The 19,122-nt window shown below is 64.1% G+C and carries 18 protein-coding genes; 12 read left to right on the forward strand and 6 right to left on the reverse strand.

Annotated features, from left to right (window positions below):
- The first annotated feature begins 48 nt into the window (after positions 1 to 48).
- From WA950_RS05320 to WA950_RS05335, 4 genes are all read left to right on the forward strand, one after another.
- A complete protein-coding gene (locus WA950_RS05320) occupies positions 49 to 747 on the forward strand; it encodes a CoA transferase subunit A (RefSeq protein WP_424550652.1) in 699 nt (232 codons plus the stop codon).
- Positions 748 to 749: 2 nt separating this feature from the next.
- Entirely contained in the window at positions 750 to 1,379 is a 630-nt protein-coding gene (locus WA950_RS05325; RefSeq protein WP_424550653.1) for a 3-oxoacid CoA-transferase subunit B, read from the forward strand.
- Between the two features lie 158 nt (positions 1,380 to 1,537).
- On the forward strand, positions 1,538 to 2,281 hold the full coding sequence (locus tag WA950_RS05330; RefSeq protein ID WP_424550654.1) for a LuxR C-terminal-related transcriptional regulator: 744 nt from the start codon (positions 1,538 to 1,540) through the stop codon (positions 2,279 to 2,281).
- A gap of 152 nt (positions 2,282 to 2,433) precedes the next feature.
- On the forward strand, positions 2,434 to 3,153 hold the full coding sequence (locus WA950_RS05335) for a sulfite exporter TauE/SafE family protein (RefSeq protein ID WP_424550655.1): 720 nt from the start codon (positions 2,434 to 2,436) through the stop codon (positions 3,151 to 3,153).
- 80 nt (positions 3,154 to 3,233) lie between these two features.
- Here WA950_RS05335 and araH read toward each other — a convergent pair whose 3' ends face one another.
- The 3 genes from araH to WA950_RS05350 all read right to left on the reverse strand — a co-directional run bounded on the left by araH (position 3,234) and on the right by WA950_RS05350 (position 6,776).
- A complete protein-coding gene (gene araH, locus WA950_RS05340) occupies positions 3,234 to 4,184 on the reverse strand; it encodes an L-arabinose ABC transporter permease AraH (protein WP_424550656.1) in 951 nt (316 codons plus the stop codon).
- On the reverse strand, positions 4,181 to 5,713 hold the full coding sequence (gene araG / locus WA950_RS05345; protein ID WP_424550657.1) for an L-arabinose ABC transporter ATP-binding protein AraG: 1,533 nt from the start codon (positions 5,711 to 5,713) through the stop codon (positions 4,181 to 4,183). The genes araH and araG overlap by 4 nt, the downstream gene beginning before the upstream one ends.
- Positions 5,714 to 5,792: 79 nt before the next feature.
- Complete coding sequence (locus WA950_RS05350) at positions 5,793 to 6,776, reverse strand: arabinose ABC transporter substrate-binding protein (protein WP_424550658.1); 984 nt, start codon at positions 6,774 to 6,776, stop codon at positions 5,793 to 5,795.
- Between the two features lie 201 nt (positions 6,777 to 6,977).
- On the opposite strand from WA950_RS05350, the gene WA950_RS05355 reads away from it, so the two are divergent.
- Both WA950_RS05355 and WA950_RS05360 read left to right on the forward strand, forming a co-directional pair.
- Entirely contained in the window at positions 6,978 to 7,763 is a 786-nt protein-coding gene (locus tag WA950_RS05355) for a FadR/GntR family transcriptional regulator (RefSeq protein ID WP_424550659.1), read from the forward strand.
- Positions 7,760 to 8,536, forward strand: a complete 777-nt coding sequence (locus WA950_RS05360) for an SDR family oxidoreductase (protein ID WP_424550660.1) — start codon at positions 7,760 to 7,762, stop codon at positions 8,534 to 8,536. The genes WA950_RS05355 and WA950_RS05360 overlap by 4 nt, the downstream gene beginning before the upstream one ends.
- Before the next feature lie 12 nt (positions 8,537 to 8,548).
- On the opposite strand, the gene WA950_RS05365 is transcribed toward WA950_RS05360, so the two are convergent.
- The gene (locus WA950_RS05365) at positions 8,549 to 9,478 is read right to left on the reverse strand and encodes a LysR family transcriptional regulator (RefSeq protein WP_424550661.1); all 930 of its coding nucleotides are present in this window, start codon (positions 9,476 to 9,478) and stop codon (positions 8,549 to 8,551) included.
- A 172-nt stretch (positions 9,479 to 9,650) separates the two neighbouring features.
- On the opposite strand from WA950_RS05365, the gene araD reads away from it, so the two are divergent.
- The 4 genes from araD (at position 9,651) to WA950_RS05385 (ending at position 14,957) form a co-directional block, all read left to right on the forward strand.
- The gene (araD, locus tag WA950_RS05370; RefSeq protein ID WP_424550662.1) at positions 9,651 to 11,393 is read left to right on the forward strand and encodes an L-arabinonate dehydratase; all 1,743 of its coding nucleotides are present in this window, start codon (positions 9,651 to 9,653) and stop codon (positions 11,391 to 11,393) included.
- Between the two features lie 118 nt (positions 11,394 to 11,511).
- Entirely contained in the window at positions 11,512 to 12,909 is a 1,398-nt protein-coding gene (locus WA950_RS05375) for a DUF2793 domain-containing protein (protein ID WP_424550663.1), read from the forward strand.
- A gap of 67 nt (positions 12,910 to 12,976) precedes the next feature.
- Positions 12,977 to 13,435: a YbaK/EbsC family protein gene (locus WA950_RS05380; protein ID WP_424550664.1), complete on the forward strand. Its 459-nt coding sequence runs from the start codon at positions 12,977 to 12,979 to the stop codon at positions 13,433 to 13,435.
- 229 nt (positions 13,436 to 13,664) lie between these two features.
- Positions 13,665 to 14,957, forward strand: a complete 1,293-nt coding sequence (locus WA950_RS05385; RefSeq protein WP_424550665.1) for an NCS2 family permease — start codon at positions 13,665 to 13,667, stop codon at positions 14,955 to 14,957.
- Positions 14,958 to 15,077: 120 nt separating this feature from the next.
- Here the strand turns inward: WA950_RS05385 and WA950_RS05390 are convergent, their stop codons facing one another.
- Both WA950_RS05390 and puuE read right to left on the reverse strand, forming a co-directional pair.
- Positions 15,078 to 15,563 carry an ureidoglycolate lyase gene (locus tag WA950_RS05390; RefSeq protein ID WP_424550666.1) on the reverse strand — a complete coding sequence of 162 codons (486 nt, stop codon included), beginning with the start codon at positions 15,561 to 15,563 and terminating at the stop codon, positions 15,078 to 15,080.
- Between the two features lie 121 nt (positions 15,564 to 15,684).
- Positions 15,685 to 17,103: an allantoinase PuuE gene (gene puuE / locus WA950_RS05395; RefSeq protein ID WP_424550667.1), complete on the reverse strand. Its 1,419-nt coding sequence runs from the start codon at positions 17,101 to 17,103 to the stop codon at positions 15,685 to 15,687.
- A 161-nt stretch (positions 17,104 to 17,264) separates the two neighbouring features.
- On the opposite strand from puuE, the gene uraH reads away from it, so the two are divergent.
- Together uraH and xdhA are read left to right on the forward strand one after the other, a co-directional pair.
- Positions 17,265 to 17,630 carry a hydroxyisourate hydrolase gene (gene uraH, locus WA950_RS05400; protein WP_424550668.1) on the forward strand — a complete coding sequence of 122 codons (366 nt, stop codon included), beginning with the start codon at positions 17,265 to 17,267 and terminating at the stop codon, positions 17,628 to 17,630.
- Between the two features lie 4 nt (positions 17,631 to 17,634).
- Positions 17,635 to 19,119: a xanthine dehydrogenase small subunit gene (xdhA, locus tag WA950_RS05405; protein WP_424550669.1), complete on the forward strand. Its 1,485-nt coding sequence runs from the start codon at positions 17,635 to 17,637 to the stop codon at positions 19,117 to 19,119.
- The last annotated feature ends 3 nt before the right edge of the window (positions 19,120 to 19,122 follow it).

The raw sequence follows: 19,122 nt of genomic DNA on the forward strand, positions 1-19,122 counted from the left end.
GGTCGCGTCGCCGTTTATCAGACAACCGGGCATGAGGAGCTTTGCAAGATGAAGAAGGTCTATTCGAGCGCGTCTGCCGCTCTGGACGGCCTGTTGACGGACGGAATGCTGATCGCCGCCGGCGGATTTGGCCTGTGCGGCATTCCAGAATTGCTGATCGATGCGATTCACAAGGCCGGAACGAAAGACCTGACGATCGCCAGCAACAATTGCGGCGTGGACGATTTCGGCCTGGGCATCCTGCTCGCGTCGCGCCAGATCAGGAAGATGATCTCGTCCTATGTCGGCGAGAATGCCGAGTTTATGCGCCAGTATCTGTCGGGTGAACTCGAGCTGGAATTCAATCCGCAAGGCACGCTGGCCGAGAGGATGCGGGCCGGGGGCGCCGGCATCCCCGGATTCTACACCAGGACCGGCGTGGGGACCGTCATCGCCGAGGCCAAGGAACACAAGGCGTTCGACGGCCAGACCTACATCCTCGAACGGGGCATTGTCGCCGATCTTGCCATCGTCAAGGGTTGGAAGGCGGACGCAAGCGGCAACGTCATCTTCCGCAAGACCGCGCGCAACTTCAACGTACCGGCCGCCAAATGCGGACGCGTCTGTGTCTGCGAGGTCGAGGAGATCGTGCCGACCGGCACGCTCGATCCAGACCATATCCATCTGCCGGGCATCTATGTCCATCGCCTGATCCAGGGCGCGCATGAAAAGCGCATCGAGCAGCGCACCACACGCAAGGAGGCCTGATCATGGCATGGGATCGCAATCAGATGGCTGCTCGCGCCGCGAAGGAACTGCGGGACGGCTGGTATGTAAACCTCGGCATCGGCATCCCGACGCTTGTGGCGAACTATATTCCCGAGGGCGTCGAGGTGACGCTGCAATCCGAAAACGGCATGCTTGGGATCGGCGCCTTTCCCTATGAGGGCGAAGAGGACCCGGACCTGATCAATGCCGGCAAGCAGACGGTCACCGAACTGCCGCAGACTGTCTATTTCGACAGCGCGGAAAGCTTTGCGATGATCCGCGGGGGAAAGATTGCGATGGCTATTCTTGGCGCCATGGAGGTGGCGGAGAATGGCGATCTGGCAAACTGGATGATCCCGGGAAAGCTGGTCAAGGGCATGGGCGGAGCCATGGACCTGGTTGCCGGAGTAGACCGCGTGGTGGTCGTGATGGATCACACCAACAAGGCGGGTCAATCCAAGGTCCTGAAACAGTGCACCCTGCCACTGACCGGCCAGGGGGTCGTAAACCGGATCATCACCAACCTCGGCGTGATGGAAGTGGTGGCGGGCGGGCTCAAGGTCATTGAACTGGCCGACGGCGTCACCGGGGAGGAGCTTCGCGCCTCGACGGAAGCAACGATCGTCGACTAGAACAGCGGGCGTTCGCCGGGTGTTTCCGCATCACGCCTCATTCCCCGACGAGCCCGCCGCAGTCTGGCAGTTACGTAAAAAACTTTGGCAATCCCAGAAAAGCAGCGGGCCGGCAAAGGCCCTAGTCTGGACACAGGATTTGTGGCGAGGGAGGTGTCATGTATCACTATCACGGAAGGCTTTCTGGCGCTGCTCTGTCGATAAACAGCGGTTGGTATCCGCGATTGCTGGATACGATTGGCAGCAAGGAATTCTCTCTCACCCTGAGCGAATTGCTCGCAGTTGTCGGTGTCGCTGAAATCTGCGTGGTTGCGCCGGGCATGGCGCGCGTGATTTCGCTTGTGAGCGAGGCCGGGTTGGAGGATGCCGATCTTGCCGCGAGTGCCCGCTCCCGCCATCGCAAAATTCAAGACGAGCATTGCGAAGACACTGACGAGAGCGCGGTCATTCGGCATTTCTTCCCGGCTGATCGTGATGCGCCAGAATGCCGGTCACCACGCAGTCGTTTTGTCGGAGAGACCGTTATCGGCAAGGGCGAGATCGATAGCCCGATCACTGTCCATCTCTACTATTCGAAGAAGAACATTGGCGACTGGGTCGAGTTCGACTGGATCCTGCAAGCGATCTATCCGTTGATCCTTGCGCATTACCGGCTTTACACACAAACGCGGCTGGAAAAGACGTCGTGTGAGTGGATCTCCCAGCGCCTGCAGGAACGGTTTCCCGAGCTGACCGAGCGGGAGGTTGCGGTCTGCGCCCGTTCCGTGCGGGGCCTGACGACCGAAGGCATCTCGCTCGACCTCGGCATCAAGATTACCACCGCCCTTACCTATCGCAGGCGCGCCTATGCCCGGCTGAACATATCGTCCTTGCAGCAATTGTCGTTGCTGGTGCTTGCCTAGGGTGCCCTGCCGGTTCGCTGGAGCTCCGGGGTTGCCGTGTCCAAGGGCGGGGTGCCGGGGTTTAACCGTGGCAAGGCGCGGCTCGCATCCGGAGCGGCTGGATGCTTGAAACGGCCACAGACCTGACCTTCTACCTCGCTGCCGTTCCCGCCGTGATCCTGCTCGGCATCTCGAAAGGCGGTTTTGCCGGCGTCGGCATGATTGCGTTGCCAATGATGGCGCTGGCGACCTCGCCGCTGGAGGCTGCTGCGATCATGCTGCCGATCCTTGTCGTGCAGGATGCGGTGAGTTTGCTGTCCTACCGCAAGACCTGGGACGGCTGGAATCTTGGCGCTTTGCTGCCGGGCGCCGTGGCCGGCATCCTGCTGGGCTATTTGCTCGCGGCCTCCGTATCGGACGCCATGGTCGCCCTGATGGTCGGGATCGTTTCCATCGCATTCGGCTTGCGCCGGCTGTTCATCGAGCGTGGCGGTGCCGGTCCGGCGGTTGCCAGGCCGAAAGCGGTTTTCGGCTTTCTGTGCGGGGCAGGATCAGGGTTTACCAGCATGATCGCGCATGCAGGCGGCCCCCCCTTCCAGATGTTCGTGCTGCCCCAGCGATTGTCCCGCGACATCTTCGTCGGCACCAGCGTGGCGTTCTTCGCCGCGGTCAATCTGATCAAGGTGCCGCCATATTTCCTGCTTGGCCAGTTCACTCGGCACAACCTCATCGCCTCGGCAACACTCATGCCGCTTGCGATCGTGTCGACCTTTGCCGGCATCTGGCTGGTCCGGCGCACGTCGGCGGATCGCTTCTACACGATCATCTATCTTCTGATGGTCGCCATCGGGATCAAGCTTTCCTTCGACGGGATCCGGGCCTTGTATTTGTAGGCCCTCGGGCCGGGCGGAAACAGAAAAGGCCGCGGTCCGAACAACGGAACCGCGGCCCTTGTCGAAGGCTTCGGGTCAGGTCAGGTGCGCCCGCCGGCAGCGGCGGAGCGCAGGTTGTCGAGCAGGACGGCCAGAAGCAGGATCAGGCCGCGCACGACATATTGATAGAACGCCTGGATATTGAGCAGGTTCATTACGTTCTCGGCAATGCCCATGATCAGAACGCCGACGATGACGCCCGTCATGGCCGCGCGGCCGCCGGCGAGCGATACGCCGCCGAGCACGCAGGCCGAGATCACCGACAGCTCGAGGCCCGTTGCGGCGTTCGGCTGGCCGGAGGTGATGCGCGAGGCGAGCAGCACGCCGGCAACGGCGCAGACAAGGCCCTGCAGCATGAAGATCCAGATGCGCATGTTGGAGACGTTGACGCCGGCAAGACGCGAGGCTTCCGGATTGCCGCCGATCGCCAGCGTGTTCTTGCCGAAGACCGTGCGGTTCAGCACGAAGCCGAAGAGCACGAAGAAGGCGGCCATGACCCAGATCGGCGACGGAATGCCGAGGAACTTCGACAGCGCGAGCTGGTAGAAGCCGGGATCGTTGATGCCGACGGCGCGGCCGTCCGAGGCGATCAGCGCAAGGCCGCGCACGATCTGCATGGTGGCGAGCGTGGTGATCAGCGCATTGATGCGGAAGCGGGCGATCACGACGCCATTGACGAGGCCGACGGCGCCGCCGCACAGCAGCGCGGCAAGAAGGCCGATGACGATCGAGCCCGAGGCGTTCGAGGCCATGACGGCGACCATGCCGGAAAAGGCGACGGTGGAGCCGACCGAAAGGTCGAAGTCGCGCGAGGCGAGGCAGAACATCATCGTGCAGGCGACGATGCCGATCGTGACGACCGATTGCAGCAGGCCCAGCATGTTGCGCTCGGTCAGGAAGTTGGGCACCGTCAGTGCCACGATGGCGAAGGCGATGGCGAAGATGACGACGAGGCCTTGCTCGCCGAGGAGGAGTTTTTTCAAAGACGTCATCGCGACTGGACCTGCTGGTTGGGGAGTTCGCTGGCATTGGATATGTCGGGCAGGGCGGCGGCGAGGATGCGCCGCTCGTCGAAGTCGTCGCGATCGATATCGGCGGCGACCCGGCCCTCGCACATGACCATGATGCGGTCGGTGATGCCCATCACCTCCGGCAGTTCGCTGGAGATGACGACGATCGCCATGCCCTGGCCGGCGAGTTCGTAGAGGATTTCGTAGATTTCCGACTTGGCGCCGACGTCGATGCCGCGCGTGGGTTCATCGATGATGAGGACCTTGACGCCCTGCTCGGAAAGCCAGCGGCCGAGGATGACCTTCTGCTGGTTGCCGCCGGACAGGTTGATGATGTCCTGCTTGCGGGAGGGCGTGCGCACCCTGAGCCTTGCGATGAACTGGTCGGCAAGTTCGGCTTCCTTCTTCGGCTGGAGAATGCCGAAGGGGGAGAAATGCCGGCGTGAGGAGATCGTCATGTTCTCCTCGATATTGCGGCCCTGCACGATGCCGTCGAACTTGCGGTCCTCCGGGCAGAGCACGATGCCGGCGCGGATCGAGTGCCGCGGACTGTCGGGCGTGACGGCTGTGCCGTCGACGCTGACCGTGCCTTGCGAGCGGCCGTCCGCGCCGTAGACGAGGCGTGACATCTCGCTGCGGCCTGCGCCGATGAGGCCGAAGAAGCCGAGGATTTCACCCTGGCGTATGGAGAAGCTGATCGGCGTGCGCAGCTTGCGCCCGGCAAGGTCCTTGACCTCCAGCCGCACCGGTCCCTGTTCGCGCGGGCGAAAACCCCAGATGTTGGAAATCTCGCGGCCGACCATTTCGGAAATGATCTGGTCGCGCGTGACCTCGGCGATCTCGGGATGATGCGCGGCAAGCTTGCCGTCGCGCAGCACGGTGAGGCTGTCGCAGAGCCGGAAGATCTCGTCGAGACGGTGCGAGACGTAGAGGATGACCTTGCCCTGCGCGCGCAGGCGATCGATGAGGGCAAAGAGGATTTCGCTTTCGCGCGAGGAGAGCGAAGAGGTCGGCTCGTCCAGCGCAATGACGCGCGCATCGGCCATCACCGCCTTGGCGATCTCCACCATCTGGCGCTCGCCGATCGAAAGGGCCGCGACCTTGACGGCAGGATCGATATCGATGCCGATATCGGCCAGCTTCTCCTTCACCACGCCCATCAGCCGGTTGCGGTCGATAATGCCGGCCTTGCCGGGGAAGCGGCCGAGCCAGAGGTTTTCGGCGACCGTCAGCTCGGGCACGAGCTGGAGTTCCTGATGGATCACGATGACGCCGGCATCGAAGGCGTCGCGCACCGAGCGGTAGCGCTGCACCTGGCCGTCGATGCGGATTTCGCCGTTATCGGACGACTGGTCGCCGGAAAGCACGCGGATGAGGGTCGATTTGCCCGCGCCGTTTTCGCCCATCAGGCCGTGCACGGCTCCCTTTTTCACGGAGAAGGAAACGTCGGCGAGTGCCTGGACGCCGGGATATCCCTTGGATATCGCCTTGAATTCAAGAAAGTCCTGCATGTCATCACCCCGGAGGTGGCCCGGCGGCTGGCGCGCTTTTCAGCCCCGCCGCCGGGATGAAATCATCTTGGGAGGATGACTATTCGATGCCGAGATTCTTGCGGACAGCTTCGTAGTTGTCGCGCAATGCGACCTCGCCCGCCGTCAGGATCAGCTTTTCCGGCTCCTTGCCGTTGGCGATCCACTCATACATGTTGAGTGCGGTCTCGTAGCCATGGCGCTTGGGCGAGATGATCACGGTTCCGAAGAAGCCGGTTGCAGTGGGCTTCTTGAATTCGTTGATCGCCGAATCCGCACCGCCGATGCCGACGCCGATCATGCTGTCGGCGGCAATGCCGACGCTTTCGGTGGCGCGAACGGCGCCGAGCACGGCTTCGTCATTGAGGCCGACGGCGACCCAGTGCTTGATGCCGGCATTCTTGTTGAGAACGACGGTCGAGGCATTCAGTGCCGCTTCCGTATCGGTCTTGGCCTGCGGGGCGTCGAAGATGTTGGCCTCCGGGAAGCCTGCGGCCTTCAGCACCGAGAGCGCGCCTTCGACGCGGTCGACGGCGGTCGGCAGCTGGTCGTAGGAGACGCGGATTGCGCCGACGTCCTTCATGTCCCAGCCGCGCTTCTTGATCTCGTCGAGGATCGTCTGGCCGGCGGCTTCACCGATCTTGGAGGCCGAGATACCCATATGTGCGACATCTTCGATCGCGCTGCCGTCGGCATTGACCAGGCGGTCGTCGACCGTCATCAGCTTGAGGTCGTTGGCGGCCGCCTTGGCGACGATGCCCGGGCCGAGCTTTACGTCCGGCGTGCAGATGATGAAGCCCTGTACGCCCTGTGCGCCGAGATTGTCGATAGCGGACTGAACCTTCTCGCCGTCCTCAGCGCCGATCTTGACGAGGGTGAAGCCCTTCTCCTTGGCGGCGATGTCGGCGAACTTCCATTCGTCCTGGAACCACGGCTCTTCCGGCTGCTTCACGATGAAGCCGATCTTCACGTCTGCGGCGAAGGCGGAGGTCGCGGCGAATACGGCGACGGTGCCAGCCAGGATGGCTGCTTTGATAAAGCCCATTGTCTCTCTCCCAAATGAACTGCGCTTGCAGTGGCTCAAGGTGTAGTTGCTTTCATCATAATCGTCAATTACTCTTGTATGATGAATTAAATAGCAGTGTATGATAGCTATGCTGTCATGCAGCAAATCCCGTCGTCGCTATCGGGCGCGAAACGGGATATGGATCGCGGGCGACGCACTGCGGCGACAATGGGATGGAGAATGACCGTGCAGAATGAGGGGGAGCGCTTGGATACGCCTGAAGGCTCAGGGACCGTGCGCCGGCCTCGTGTGCAGAAGAACGTCACGCGGTCGATCGCCTCGGATATCTGCGCGGATGTCTTCCCCATCGGGGCCTTCCTGCCAACGGAAGCCGAGTTGTGCCTGCGCTACGGCGTCAGCCGCACGGTCATCCGGGAAACGCTGAAGATCCTCGAATCCAAGGGCCTAGTGCGCGGGCGCTCTCGGGTCGGCACCATTGTCTGCCCGAAGGAGGAGTGGAACATCCTCGACGCGCAGGTGCTGGAATGGATCGGTCCGCGCATCTTCGAACTCGACCTTCTGGCCTGCGTGCTCGACGCGCGCCGCGCCATCGAGCCCTTTGCCGCGGAATTCGCTGCCGAGCGCGCGACCGTGCAGGAGGTTGCGGAGATCGAGCGGGCCTGGCAGCGCATGTGCGATGCGCAAGGCGATCTTGAGGCCTTCACGCAGGCGGATGTCGACTTTCACGCAGGCCTGCTCAGGGCCAGCCACAATCAGGTTTTCATGCAGCTCGCCAGCATCATCCAGGCGGCGCTCGAATTTTCCCTCTACGCCTCCAACGAGGCGGCGGATGCCCGCGACGAAGCGGTGGAGGTCCACAAGCGGCTCGTGGAAGCCCTGCGCGTGCGCGACAAGGCGGCGGCCCGCGAATGCTCGCACCAGATGCTCAACCTAGCCGCCCGCGACCTCGCCATTGCCGTGCGCAAGCATCCCGCGCCGAAAAGCGACAAGGAGAACAGACCATGACAGATCGCCTGGCGGGCAAGCGGATCGTCGTTACCGGTGCGGCGCAGGGCATCGGCCTTGCCATTGCCGAAACCTTCCTTGCGCAAGGGGCAAGCCTCTTCCTGATCGACCGCGATGGCCACCTTCTCGGCGCCGAGGCCGACCGTTTGCGCGCGGCTGGCGGCAGGCTTGCTCACGCGGCGGCGGACATTTCCGATGCGGCCGCGATCGAGCAGGCGATCGCCGTGGCGACACGCGAAATCGGCCAGCCGAATGCGCTCGTCAACAATGCCGGCGTCAATGTGTTCTTCGAGCCCCTGAAACTCTCCGATGCCGACTGGGAGCGTTGTTTCGACGTCAATCTCAAGGGCGCGTGGAATTGCAGCAGGGCCGTGCTGCCGGGCATGATTGCCGATGGCGGCGGCGTCATTCTCAACATCGCCTCGACCCACGCATTCACAATCATTCCGCACACGTTCCCGTATCCGGTCACCAAGCACGCGCTGCTCGGCATGACCAAGGCGCTCGGCATCGAATATGCCGGGCAGGGCGTTCGCGTGAACGCGCTTGCGCCCGGCTATGTGCGCACGCAGAAGGCCGTCGAATACTGGGAGAGCTTCCCCGATCCGGTGGCCGCCGAAGCCGAGACGATGAAGCTTCATCCTGGCGGGCGCATCGCGACGCCGGAAGAGATCGCCAGGGCGGCCGTGTTCATGATCTCGGACGAGTGCCCCTTCATGAACGCCACCTGCCTGACGGTCGATGGCGGCATGAGCGTCCTTCACCACCCCTGAAAGTCTGGAACCTCACGGATCGGCGTGCAGGGTCTCGGCCTCGATCAGCGACAGGAAGCGCTGCGCCAGCGGCGACAGCAGCGCGCCCTTGTCGAGGATGACGTTGTAGGCCGGCACGCTGACCGGGCGGGCCATGTCGAGCGTGACGATGCGCACGCCGAGGTCTTCCGCCATGAGAAGGCTGGCGACTTCGCGCGCCAGCGGGGCGATGGCGTCCGTGCGGGATATGGTGGCGAGCGTCAGCAGGGCCGAAGCTGAATAGGTCACGCGCTCGGGAAAGTCCGCATATTCGGCGCGAAACGCGTCCACCACCGTCGTCCAGATCGGCGAGCCGGCCGGCTGGAGGATCCAGTGATAGGGCGAAAGGTCACGAAAGCCGAGCCGGCTGCGGCCGGTGAGCGGATGCTTCTGCCGCACGGCAAAGCTCAGCACTTCCTCTCCGACCGGCCGCACGTCATAGGCGGTCGGGTCGTCCGCGGCGCTGAGCCGCGCCAGCACGAAATCGTATTCGCCGGCGCGCATGCGCTGCATCAGCGTCAGGCTCGGCTCGACATCGACCTGAAGCTGGGCGTGCGGGGCCTGCGCGCGCAGCGCCAGCGAGGCCGGCAGGACATGGGCGACGGCAGCCGCCGTCACCGCGCCGATCCGGACCCGGCCGCGCAACCCGTCGGCGACCTCGCGAATGTCGCGGCCGATATTCTCCACCTCCGCGACGACGCGGCTGGCGCGCGCGGCCAGCACATTGCCGAACTCGTTGAAGATGAAGCCGTGTGCATTGCGGGTGCAGATCTGCTGGCCGACAAGCGCCTCGATCTCGGCGAGCGTCCGGGAGGCTGCCGGCTGCGAAATGTTCATCTCTTCCGCCGCAAGGCTGAGCCTGCCCCGGCGGTGCAGGGCATCGATGAACCGGAGCTGGTTGAGCTTGAGATAATGCGCTTTCATACGGCCAGCCTAGTCGCGCCGGTATCATGACGCAATTGGTATGAAACGATATCGATTGATGATTTGACTGTTATGTGAGTTCCGCGTTCTGTGGGAGACGGGGAGGATGGCGATCTGCGCCCGCAGGCGCGCCTGACGCATCGCCCCCGCGTAACAGAGAGCAAGCACGACAATGACATTCAAACCTTCCGCCTGGCCGCGCAAACTGCGTTCGCAGGAATGGTACGGCGGCAATTCGCGCGACAACATCTATCATCGCGGCTGGCTGAAGAATCAGGGATATCCGCACGACTTGTTCGACGGACGCCCGGTGATCGGCATCCTCAACACCTGGTCGGATCTGACGCCCTGCAACGGGCACCTGCGCGAACTGGCGGAAAAGGTGAAGGCGGGCGTCTGGGAGGCGGGCGGTTTCCCGCTGGAGGTTCCGGTGTTCTCGGCCTCCGAAAACACCTACCGGCCGACGGCCATGATGTACCGCAATCTCGCCGCGCTCGCGGTTGAGGAAACGATGCGCGCGCAGCCGATCGACGGCGCGGTGCTGCTCGTCGGCTGTGACAAGACCACGCCTTCGCTGATGATGGGCGCGGCCTCCACCGACATTCCCTCGATCGTCGTCACCGGCGGGCCGATGCTGAACGGCTGGTTCCGCGGCGAGCGTGTCGGTTCGGGCACGGCGCTCTGGCAGATGTCGGAGGCGATCAAGGCCGGCACGATGAGCCAGGCCGACTTCCTCGACGCCGAGCAGGCGATGAGCCGTTCCTCCGGCACCTGCAACACGATGGGCACCGCCTCCACCATGGCCTCCATGGCCGAGGCGCTCGGCATGGCGCTTTCCGGCAATGCCGCCATACCCGGCGTCGACAGCCGCCGCCGCGTCATGGCGCAGCTTACCGGCCGGCGGATCGTCCAGATGGTCAAGGACGACCTCAAACCCTCCGACATCCTCACCCGCGAAGCCTTCGAGAACGCCATCCGCACCAACGGCGCGATCGGCGGCTCGACCAATGCGGTGGTGCATCTTCTGGCGCTTGCCGGCCGCGTCGGCATCGACCTGACGCTCGACGACTGGGACCGTCTCGGCCGTGACGTGCCGACCATCGTCAACCTCATGCCGTCGGGCAAGTACCTGATGGAAGAGTTCTTCTATGCCGGCGGCCTGCCGGTGGTGCTGAAGCGGCTCGGCGAATCCGGCCTTCTCAACAAGCAGGCGCTGACCGTTTCCGGCGAGACGATCTGGGACGAAGTCAAGGACGTCACCAACTGGAACGAGGACGTCATCCTGCCGACGGAAAAGGCGCTGGCCCATCAAGGCGGCATCGCGGTGCTCAAGGGCAACCTTGCGCCCAGGGGCGCGGTGCTGAAGCCGTCGGCTGCCACCGCCTCGCTGATGGTTCATCGCGGCCGCGCCGTCGTCTTCGAGGATATCGACGATTACAAGCGCAAGATCGAGGATCCCGATCTCGACATCGACGAGACCTGCGTGATGGTGCTGAAGAACTGTGGCCCGCGCGGCTATCCCGGCATGGCCGAGGTCGGCAATATGGGCCTGCCGCCCAAGGTGCTGAAGAAGGGCATCACCGATATGGTGCGCATTTCGGATGCCCGCATGTCCGGCACCGCCTATGGTACGGTCGTGCTGCATACCAGCCCGGAAGCCGCCGCCGGCGGGCCGCTGGCCATCGTGCGCGACGGCGATTTCATCGAGCTCGACGTGCCGAACCGGCGCCTGCATCTCGATGTGCCGGAGGGCGAGATCGAGCGGCGCCTTGCCGAATGGAAGAGCCCGGTCGCGCGCCCGGCGAGCGGCTACGGCATGCTCTACCACGATCATGTCACCGGCGCCGATACCGGTGCCGACTTCGACTTCCTGCGCGGCGCGCGCGGCAATGCCGTGCCCAAGGATTCGCACTGACCTATACGGCGAGCCTGCCGGAAGCAGGCTCGCCGGCACCCGCATGCGTGCCCCGTTTTCCCCGCCCTTTGCCGCCCTCCTATAATCGTCCGGACCCTTCGAGACAGGAGCCGGACGAATGGATGCGACTGAAAACCTGAACCTTCCCTATATCCTGCCCGCGCAGGCGCAGAAGCATGTCACCCACAATGAGGCCATCCGGGCGCTGGATGCGCTGCTGCACCTTGCCGTCAGCAGCCGGACCGTTGCCAGCCCGCCGGCAAGCCCTTCCGGCGGCGCGCGTTATATCGTTCCTTCGGGGGCGACCGGCGGCTGGACCGGCCAGGCAAGGACGGTCGCCGCATGGCAGGATGGCCTCTGGATCTTCTACGCGCCGCGCGAAGGCTGGCTTGCCCATGTGCTGGACGAGAACAGCCTGTTCGCCTTCAAAGCAGGCGACTGGGCGCCAGCTTCCTTCACCATCGCCATCCCTGATCGGGTCGGTATCAACGCCACGGCGGATGCGACGAACCGGCTGGCGGTCGCCGCTCCCGCGACGCTCTTCACCAACGAGGGGGCGGGGCACCAGATCAAGGTCAACAAGGCCAATGCCGGCGATACCGCATCGCTTCTGTTCCAGACCGGCTGGTCGGGGCGGGCGGAGATGGGGCTTGCCGGCAGCGATGCATTCCACATCAAGGTCAGTGCGGACGGCTCGTCCTTTGCCGACGCCATGGTCGTCAACCAGGCGACGGGGCGTGTCACTTTTCCGGCGGGCGTGCAGGACCTGCGGCCGCAGCTCACGGCAAACCGCACCTATCACGTCGCGACAACCGGCGATAACGGCAACAATGGCCTGACGGCCGGCACGCCCTTCGCGACCCTCCAGAAGGCGGTGGACGAGGCGGCAAGGCTCGACTGTGCGGGCTACGACGTCACGATCCAGCTGGCCAACGGCGCCTATGCCGGCGCGACCGCCGCCCGTCCTCTTGTCGGCGGCGGCACGCTCTTCATCAAGGGCAACGAGACGACGCCATCCTCCGTCGTCCTCTCGTCGGGCCTTGTCTTCGCCAATGGTGCGCAGGTTCGCGTCTCCGGCATCCGGATCGCCATCGCCACGGACATGATCCATGGGCTTTCGGTCGGCAACGGTGTGTCGCTGCGCCTCGGCAAGTTGGAATTCGGTGCCGTGGGGGCGAATGCGGACCACATCTTCGCCGACAGTCCCTGCCATATCCTGCTTGAGGAAAATTACACCATTTCCGGCGGCGCGCGGCGGCACATCAATATCGGCGCGGGCTTGCTGACGGCGGCGAACCGGACCTTCACACTGACCGGCACGCCCGCCTTCACGGCGTTCATCGCCGCCCGGAACGGTGGGGCCGTTTCGCTGTCGAACCCGACGATTGTCGGCGCCGCCACCGGCAGCCGCTATATCGCCGAGACCAACGGCGTGATCGACACGTTCGGCAAGGCTGCAACCTTCCTGCCGGGCTCGACGGCCGGCACGACGCCCTCCGGCGGCATATATGCATAGGCAAGCATCGCATGCGCTGTTTCCGGCGGCTCTTGCAACCGCGCCGCCGGACCGGCTATGAAATGCCATGTCTCTTGAATCCGTCCGCAGCTTCTTCGCTGAAAACGCTCCCGATATCACCGTCCTCGTCACCGAGCAGAGCTCGGCGACCGTGACGCTTGCCGCCGAGGCCCACGGCGTGGCGCCCGAGCAGATCGCCAAGACGATCTGCCTGCGCGTCGGGGAGGAGATCGTTCTTCTGGTCGCCGCCGGCACGGCGCGACTGAGCAACCGGAAATTCAAGGACCGCTTTGCCGCAAAGCCGCGCATGCTGGATGCCGAACAGGTGGTCGCCACCACCTCGCATCCGGTCGGCGGCGTCTGCCCCTTCGGCCTGCCCTCGTTGCTGCCGGTCTATTGCGACGTGTCGCTGCGGTCCTTCGAGGAGGTCGTCCCGGCTGCCGGCGCGACCAATGCGGCGGTGCGAATTGCGCCGGACCGCATGGCCGCGCTCGTTGCGGCCGAATGGATCGACGTCTGCGAATGACGGCGGGCGCAAGCCCCGCCGTGAAAGAGTTTCGCTAAAATCCGTGGAAATCCCCGACTGGCGCGGACGCGCCGGAACAAGCAATATAACAGAACTGTGATCACGGTGGTCTGCCTCTCGGAGCCCGCCGCGCACAGGCGCGGAAGGATCCGCGACGGGCTGCTGGAGGAGCATTTGCCCGAATCTATCGCACGACGGCGCCTGATGGTGTCCGTCAGGGGGAGAAAATATGTTTGAACGGCTTTTCAAGCTGAGTGAGCACGGCACGACCGTGCGCACCGAAGTGATCGCGGGTCTCACGACCTTCCTCACGATGTCCTATATCATCTTCGTCAACCCGGACATCCTGTCGACGACAGGCATGGATCGGGATGCCGTCTTCGTGGCGACCTGTCTTGCTGCTGCGCTCGGCTCCATCGTCATGGCGACTGTCGCCAACTGGCCGATCGGCATGGCTCCCGGCATGGGCCTCAATGCCTTCTTCGCCTTCACCGTCGTGGCCTCGCTGGGCTTCACCTGGCAACAGGCGCTCGGCGCGGTGTTCATTTCGGGCATCATCTTCGTCATCCTGACGGTGACTGGTGTGCGCAGCTGGCTGATCGCCGGCATCCCGCATTCGCTCAGAAGCGCGATTGCCGCCGGTATCGGCCTCTTCCTCGGCATCATCGCGCTGAAAAGCTCGGGCATCGTCGTGGACAACCCGGCAACGCTCGTCGGCCTCGGCGACCTGAAGCAGACGGGCCCGCTGCTTGCGATCCTCGGCTTCTTCACCATCGCGGTGCTGGATTCGCTGCGCGTCAAGGGCGCGATCCTGATCGGCATTCTCGTCGTCACGGTCCTGTCCTGGATCCTCGGCGTCAGCGAATTCCGCGGCATCGTCTCCGCCCCGCCGTCGATCCTGCCCACCTTCCTGCAGCTCGACATCATCGGTGCGCTGCATGGCGGCCTGCTGCATGTCATCCTCGTCTTCGTTCTGGTTGAAGTCTTCGACGCCACGGGCACGCTGATCGGCGTCGCCAAGCGCGCCAACCTCATCCAGGAAGGCAAGAAGAGCCGCCTCGGTCGCGCGCTTCTGGCCGACAGCACGGCGATCGTCGCCGGTTCGCTGATCGGTACGAGCAGCACCACGGCCTATGTCGAAAGCGCGTCGGGCGTGCAGGCCGGCGGCCGCACCGGCCTTACCGCCCTCGTCGTCGGCATCCTGTTCCTCGCTGCCCTCTTCATCTCGCCGCTCGCCGGCTCGGTGCCGAGCTATGCGACGGCACCGGCGCTGCTCTATGTCGCCGGCCTGATGATGCGCGAGCTGACGGAAATCGAATGGGAAGACCTGACGGAAGCGGCGCCCGCTGCGGTCACCGCGCTCGCCATGCCCTTCACCTATTCGATCGCCAACGGCCTTGCCTTCGGCTTCATCACCTACGCCGTACTGAAGCTCTTCACCGGCAAGTGGAAGCAGATCCATCCGGCAACGGCGATCGTCGCTGCCCTCTTCATCATCCGCTTCGCCTTCTTCGCCGAATAGAAAAGCTGGATCACTCAAAGCAAACGGGCCGCGCTCATAGCGCGGCCCGTTTCGTTTTGTGGATGCAAAAAAGCCGGCCCGTGGAGGCGGGCCGGCAGATCCGCAAACCTGATGGGTGGATCAGCGGATCAGAAACGCTTCGGCGTAGAAATGCTCTTCGAGGTTCACACCCTCGCCGCCGCGGTCGATCACGGCGAATTCGGAGACGCTATCGAGTGGCGTCAGGATGCCATGCCAGACATTGCGGCCGATATTGACGCCCTGGCCGGGCGCGGTGCGAAAGGCGATCGGTTCGGCCGGGCCGCTGTCCGTCTCCTCGGCGACGACGACGAGGAAGGAACTGTCGCCCAGCGGAATGAAGGCCTGGCTGCCGAGCGGATGGCGTTCGACCATGTTCAGCTCGAGCGGCAGCGGATAGGGTTCGCCGCGCAGCAGGCTGATCATCGGCCGGGCCTTCTCGCCGGTCGTCTCGATATTCGCAAGGTCATGGAAGCGGACGCATTTTCCCGCATTGATCGGGAAATTGTGCGCGCCCTCCTGCTCGATCACCTGGCCGAAGGGCGCGAACGCCTCGCGGGTCAGCGGCTTGATCTCGATGGTCTTCATGTCTTCCTCCCTCAGGCCGAATGGCCAAACGTGGAATCGGCAAGCATTGCCGTCCGGATGGATGTTGCGGCGCGACGGGGTGGGGAGGTCCCCTGTCGCGCCAAGGAATATCACACTCTGCTCAGGCCGGCAGCAGGGCTTTCAGCCGCAGGAGCGCGATGCGTTCGACCTGCCGGCAGGCGGTCGCAAGTTCGGCGTCGCGATCATTGGCAACGCGCGTCTCGAAGGCGGCAAGGATGCTTGCCTTCGTGTTGTCCCGGACGGCGATGATGAACGGGAAGCCGAATTTCGCGACGTAGCGGTCGTTGAGTTCGGTGAAGCGTGCCCGCTCGTCGTCCGTCAGCGCGTCGAGGCCGGCGGAGGCCTGTTCCTCGGTCGAGCTTGCCGTCAGGCGTTTGGCCTGCGCGAGCTTGCCGGCAAGGTCGGGGTGGGCGATGAGCACGCCGAGCCTTTCCTCGTCGCTTGCGGCGCGGAACTGGAAGGTGAGCGCGGCGGCAAGGCCGGTCGCGGTATCATTAGCCGGCGAAAGTTCATCGGCCCAGGCGCGTTGCGCGATCCAGGGGGAATGCTCGAAAATGTCGCCGAAACGTTTGACGAACGCCTCTTGCGGCATTTGCGACGGGCGCTCGGCGGCGGGTTGCGGCGGATGGGTGCTGGCCCAATGCTCGGCAATGTCGATGCGCCGGGCGATCCAGACCTTCTCGTGGCTCTGCACGTAATCGATGAAGCGGGCAAGCGCCATGACGCGGCCCGGCCGGCCGATCAGCCGGCAATGCAGGCCGATGCTGATCATCTTCGGGCTGCCCGCCTTGCCTTCCGCATAGAGCGCATCGAAGGAATCCTTGAGGTAGCTGAAGAACTGGTCGCCGCTGTTGAAACCCTGCGGGGTGGCAAAGCGCATGTCGTTGGTGTCGAGCGTATAGGGGATGATGAGCTGCTGCCTGCCGCCGTGCTCGTACCAGTAGGGCAGGTCGTCGGCATAGGTGTCGGAAATGTAGTCGAAGCCGCCGGCTTCCGCCACGAGATCGACCGTGTTGACCGAACAGCGACCCGTATACCAGCCGCGCGGCCGCTCGCCGGTGACGAGCGTGTGCAGGCGGATTGCTTCGGCGATCGCCGCGCGCTCGTCATCCGCGTTCATGTCCTTGTGCTCGACCCATTTGAGGCCGTGCGAAGCGATTTCCCAGCCAGCCTCGATCATCGCGGCGACCTGAGCCGGCGAGCGCTTGAGGGCGGTCGCCACGCCATAGACCGTGACGGGTACGTTCTTTTCGGTCAGTAGCCGGTGCAGGCGCCAGAAGCCGGCGCGCGCGCCGTATTCGTAGATCGATTCCATGTTCCAGTGGCGCTGGCCCGGCCATTGCGCCGCGCCGACGATTTCGGACAGGAAGGCTTCGGATGCCGCATCGCCATGCAGCACGCAGTTTTCGCCGCCTTCCTCGTAGTTCAGGACGAATTGTACGGCGACGCGCGCATCGCCCGGCCAGCGGGCTGCGGGCGGCTGTTGGCCATATCCGTGCATGTCACGGCAATATCGCATGGAACGCTCCTCCAAACGCTTTTTGATGGCAAATGTCTAACCCAGGAATCGCGCGAGCCATTCCTCCGTAAAATTTGAAAGTCTCGAACGATCTTATTGCTTTTCAGGGGATGTGACCTGGCCGATAGTGCAAGCAGCAGTGCTGTATTCGGGAGGAAAACATGCAGTCTCAATCGCACGGAGCCGGGCGGCTCACGACCCATGTTCTGGATACCGCGCGCGGCAAACCCGCCGAGGGCCTGCGCATCGAGCTTTACCGTGTCGAGGGCGACACGCTTCACCTTCTCAAGACCACCGAGACGAACGACGACGGCCGCTGCGATGCGCCGCTCCTGTCGGGCGAAACCATGAAGACCGGCACCTACGAGCTGCGTTTCCATGCCGGCGACTATCTCGGCCGCACGGGCGATGGCCCCCTGTTCCTCGACATCATCCCGATCCGTTTCGGCCTGGCCGATGCGGGTGCGCACTATCATGTGCCGCTGCTCGTCTCGCCCTTCAGCTATTCTACCTATCGCGGGAGTTAAGCTCATGGCTGCTGCACCGATCCGCTCGGAACTGCGCTTCATCCTCAACGGGCAGGACGTGGCCCTTCGCGACGTCGCACCGGACCACACGCTGCTCGACTGGCTGCGCCTTTCCCGTTCGCTCAGGGGCACCAAGGAAGGTTGCGCCGAGGGCGACTGTGGCGCCTGCACGGTGCTGGTCGGCCGCCTCACTCCGCAGGGCGGCCTTGTCTATGAGGGCGTCAATGCCTGCATCCGTTTCCTCGGCTCGCTGGACGGCTGTCATGTCGTGACCGTGGAGCACGTCGCCGGCGCCGGCGATCGGCTGCATCCGGTGCAGCAGGCCATGGTGGACTATCACGGCTCGCAATGCGGCTTCTGTACGCCGGGCTTCGTCATGTCGCTCTATGCGCTCTGGATGCAGAGCCCGAACCCGAGCGACGAGCAGATCGAAACGGCGCTGCAAGGCAATCTCTGTCGCTGCACCGGCTACGAGCCGATCCTGCGCGCCGCTCGCGCCATTTCCGAATATGGCGGCACGGACAAGGATCCGCTGCTGACGGAACGCGCAACGACGATCGCGCGCCTCAAGGGGCTGCGCGACGGTGCGCGCGTCGAGATCGGCGAAGGCAGCCAGCGGCTCATCGTGCCGGCGGATCTCGGCGATTTCGCCGCCGTACTGGAAGCCTCGCCCACCGCCACGGTCGTTGCCGGCTCCACCGATGTTGGCCTCTGGGTGACCAAGCACATGCGCAACATTTCGCCGGCCGTCTTCATCGCCGGGCTCGATGAATTGAAATCCATCTCGGTCAAGGACGGCACGGTCTCCATCGGCGCGGCCGTCACCTATAGCGAGGCCATCGAAACGCTCTCGCAGCACATCCCGGCACTCGGGCCGCTCATCAACCGTATCGGTGGCCAGCAGGTGCGCAACATGGGCACGATCGGCGGCAATATCGCCAATGGCTCGCCCATCGGCGATACGCCGCCGGCGCTGATCGCGCTCAACGCCTCGCTCACCTTGCGCAAGGGCGCGCAAAGGCGCACCATTCCCCTTCAGGACTTCTTCATCGCCTACGGCAAGCAGGATCGCCAGCCGGGCGAGTTCGTGGAGGCCGTGCATGTGCCGGTGCCGCCGGCGACGGAAAAGTTCGCCGTCTACAAGGTGACCAAGCGCCGCGACGAAGACATCACGGCAACGCTCGGCGCCTTCCGCCTGGCGCTTGCCGCCGACGGCACGGTGGCGACGATCCTGATCGCCTATGGCGGCATGGCGGCGACCCCGAAGCGCGCCTTCACCGTGGAAAAGGCGCTTGTCGGCCAGCCATGGACGGAAGCGACGGTGGAAGCGGCCATGGAAAAGTACGCGGAAGACTATACGCCGCTGACCGACATGCGGGCCACTGCCGCCTATCGCGCCCTGGTGGCGAAAAACCTTCTTCTGCGGTTCTACATGGAAACGACATCCAGCGGGCTCCCTGCCCAGGTGTCCAGATACGAGGCTGCGTAAGTC

Source organism: Shinella sp., assembly GCF_049651085.1.
In the GTDB taxonomy this organism is placed as follows: Bacteria; Pseudomonadota; Alphaproteobacteria; order Rhizobiales; family Rhizobiaceae; genus Shinella.

What these genes read in the sequence shown, in the direction of transcription:
- araH (WP_424550656.1), bottom strand. Translation starts at nt 4,184, where the DNA reads ATGACGTCTTTGAAAAAACTCCTCCTCGGCGAGCAAGGCCTCGTCGTC.
- araG (WP_424550657.1), bottom strand. Translation starts at nt 5,713, where the DNA reads ATGCAGGACTTTCTTGAATTCAAGGCGATATCCAAGGGATATCCCGGC.
- uraH (WP_424550668.1), top strand. Translation starts at nt 17,265, where the DNA reads ATGCAGTCTCAATCGCACGGAGCCGGGCGGCTCACGACCCATGTTCTG.
- WA950_RS05330 (WP_424550654.1), top strand. Translation starts at nt 1,538, where the DNA reads ATGTATCACTATCACGGAAGGCTTTCTGGCGCTGCTCTGTCGATAAAC.
- WA950_RS05365 (WP_424550661.1), bottom strand. Translation starts at nt 9,478, where the DNA reads ATGAAAGCGCATTATCTCAAGCTCAACCAGCTCCGGTTCATCGATGCC.
- WA950_RS05360 (WP_424550660.1), top strand. Translation starts at nt 7,760, where the DNA reads ATGACAGATCGCCTGGCGGGCAAGCGGATCGTCGTTACCGGTGCGGCG.
- WA950_RS05320 (WP_424550652.1), top strand. Translation starts at nt 49, where the DNA reads ATGAAGAAGGTCTATTCGAGCGCGTCTGCCGCTCTGGACGGCCTGTTG.
- WA950_RS05325 (WP_424550653.1), top strand. Translation starts at nt 750, where the DNA reads ATGGCATGGGATCGCAATCAGATGGCTGCTCGCGCCGCGAAGGAACTG.
- WA950_RS05350 (WP_424550658.1), bottom strand. Translation starts at nt 6,776, where the DNA reads ATGGGCTTTATCAAAGCAGCCATCCTGGCTGGCACCGTCGCCGTATTC.
- araD (WP_424550662.1), top strand. Translation starts at nt 9,651, where the DNA reads ATGACATTCAAACCTTCCGCCTGGCCGCGCAAACTGCGTTCGCAGGAA.
- WA950_RS05375 (WP_424550663.1), top strand. Translation starts at nt 11,512, where the DNA reads ATGGATGCGACTGAAAACCTGAACCTTCCCTATATCCTGCCCGCGCAG.
- WA950_RS05380 (WP_424550664.1), top strand. Translation starts at nt 12,977, where the DNA reads ATGTCTCTTGAATCCGTCCGCAGCTTCTTCGCTGAAAACGCTCCCGAT.
- xdhA (WP_424550669.1), top strand. Translation starts at nt 17,635, where the DNA reads ATGGCTGCTGCACCGATCCGCTCGGAACTGCGCTTCATCCTCAACGGG.
- WA950_RS05385 (WP_424550665.1), top strand. Translation starts at nt 13,665, where the DNA reads ATGTTTGAACGGCTTTTCAAGCTGAGTGAGCACGGCACGACCGTGCGC.
- puuE (WP_424550667.1), bottom strand. Translation starts at nt 17,103, where the DNA reads ATGCGATATTGCCGTGACATGCACGGATATGGCCAACAGCCGCCCGCA.
- WA950_RS05355 (WP_424550659.1), top strand. Translation starts at nt 6,978, where the DNA reads ATGACCGTGCAGAATGAGGGGGAGCGCTTGGATACGCCTGAAGGCTCA.
- WA950_RS05390 (WP_424550666.1), bottom strand. Translation starts at nt 15,563, where the DNA reads ATGAAGACCATCGAGATCAAGCCGCTGACCCGCGAGGCGTTCGCGCCC.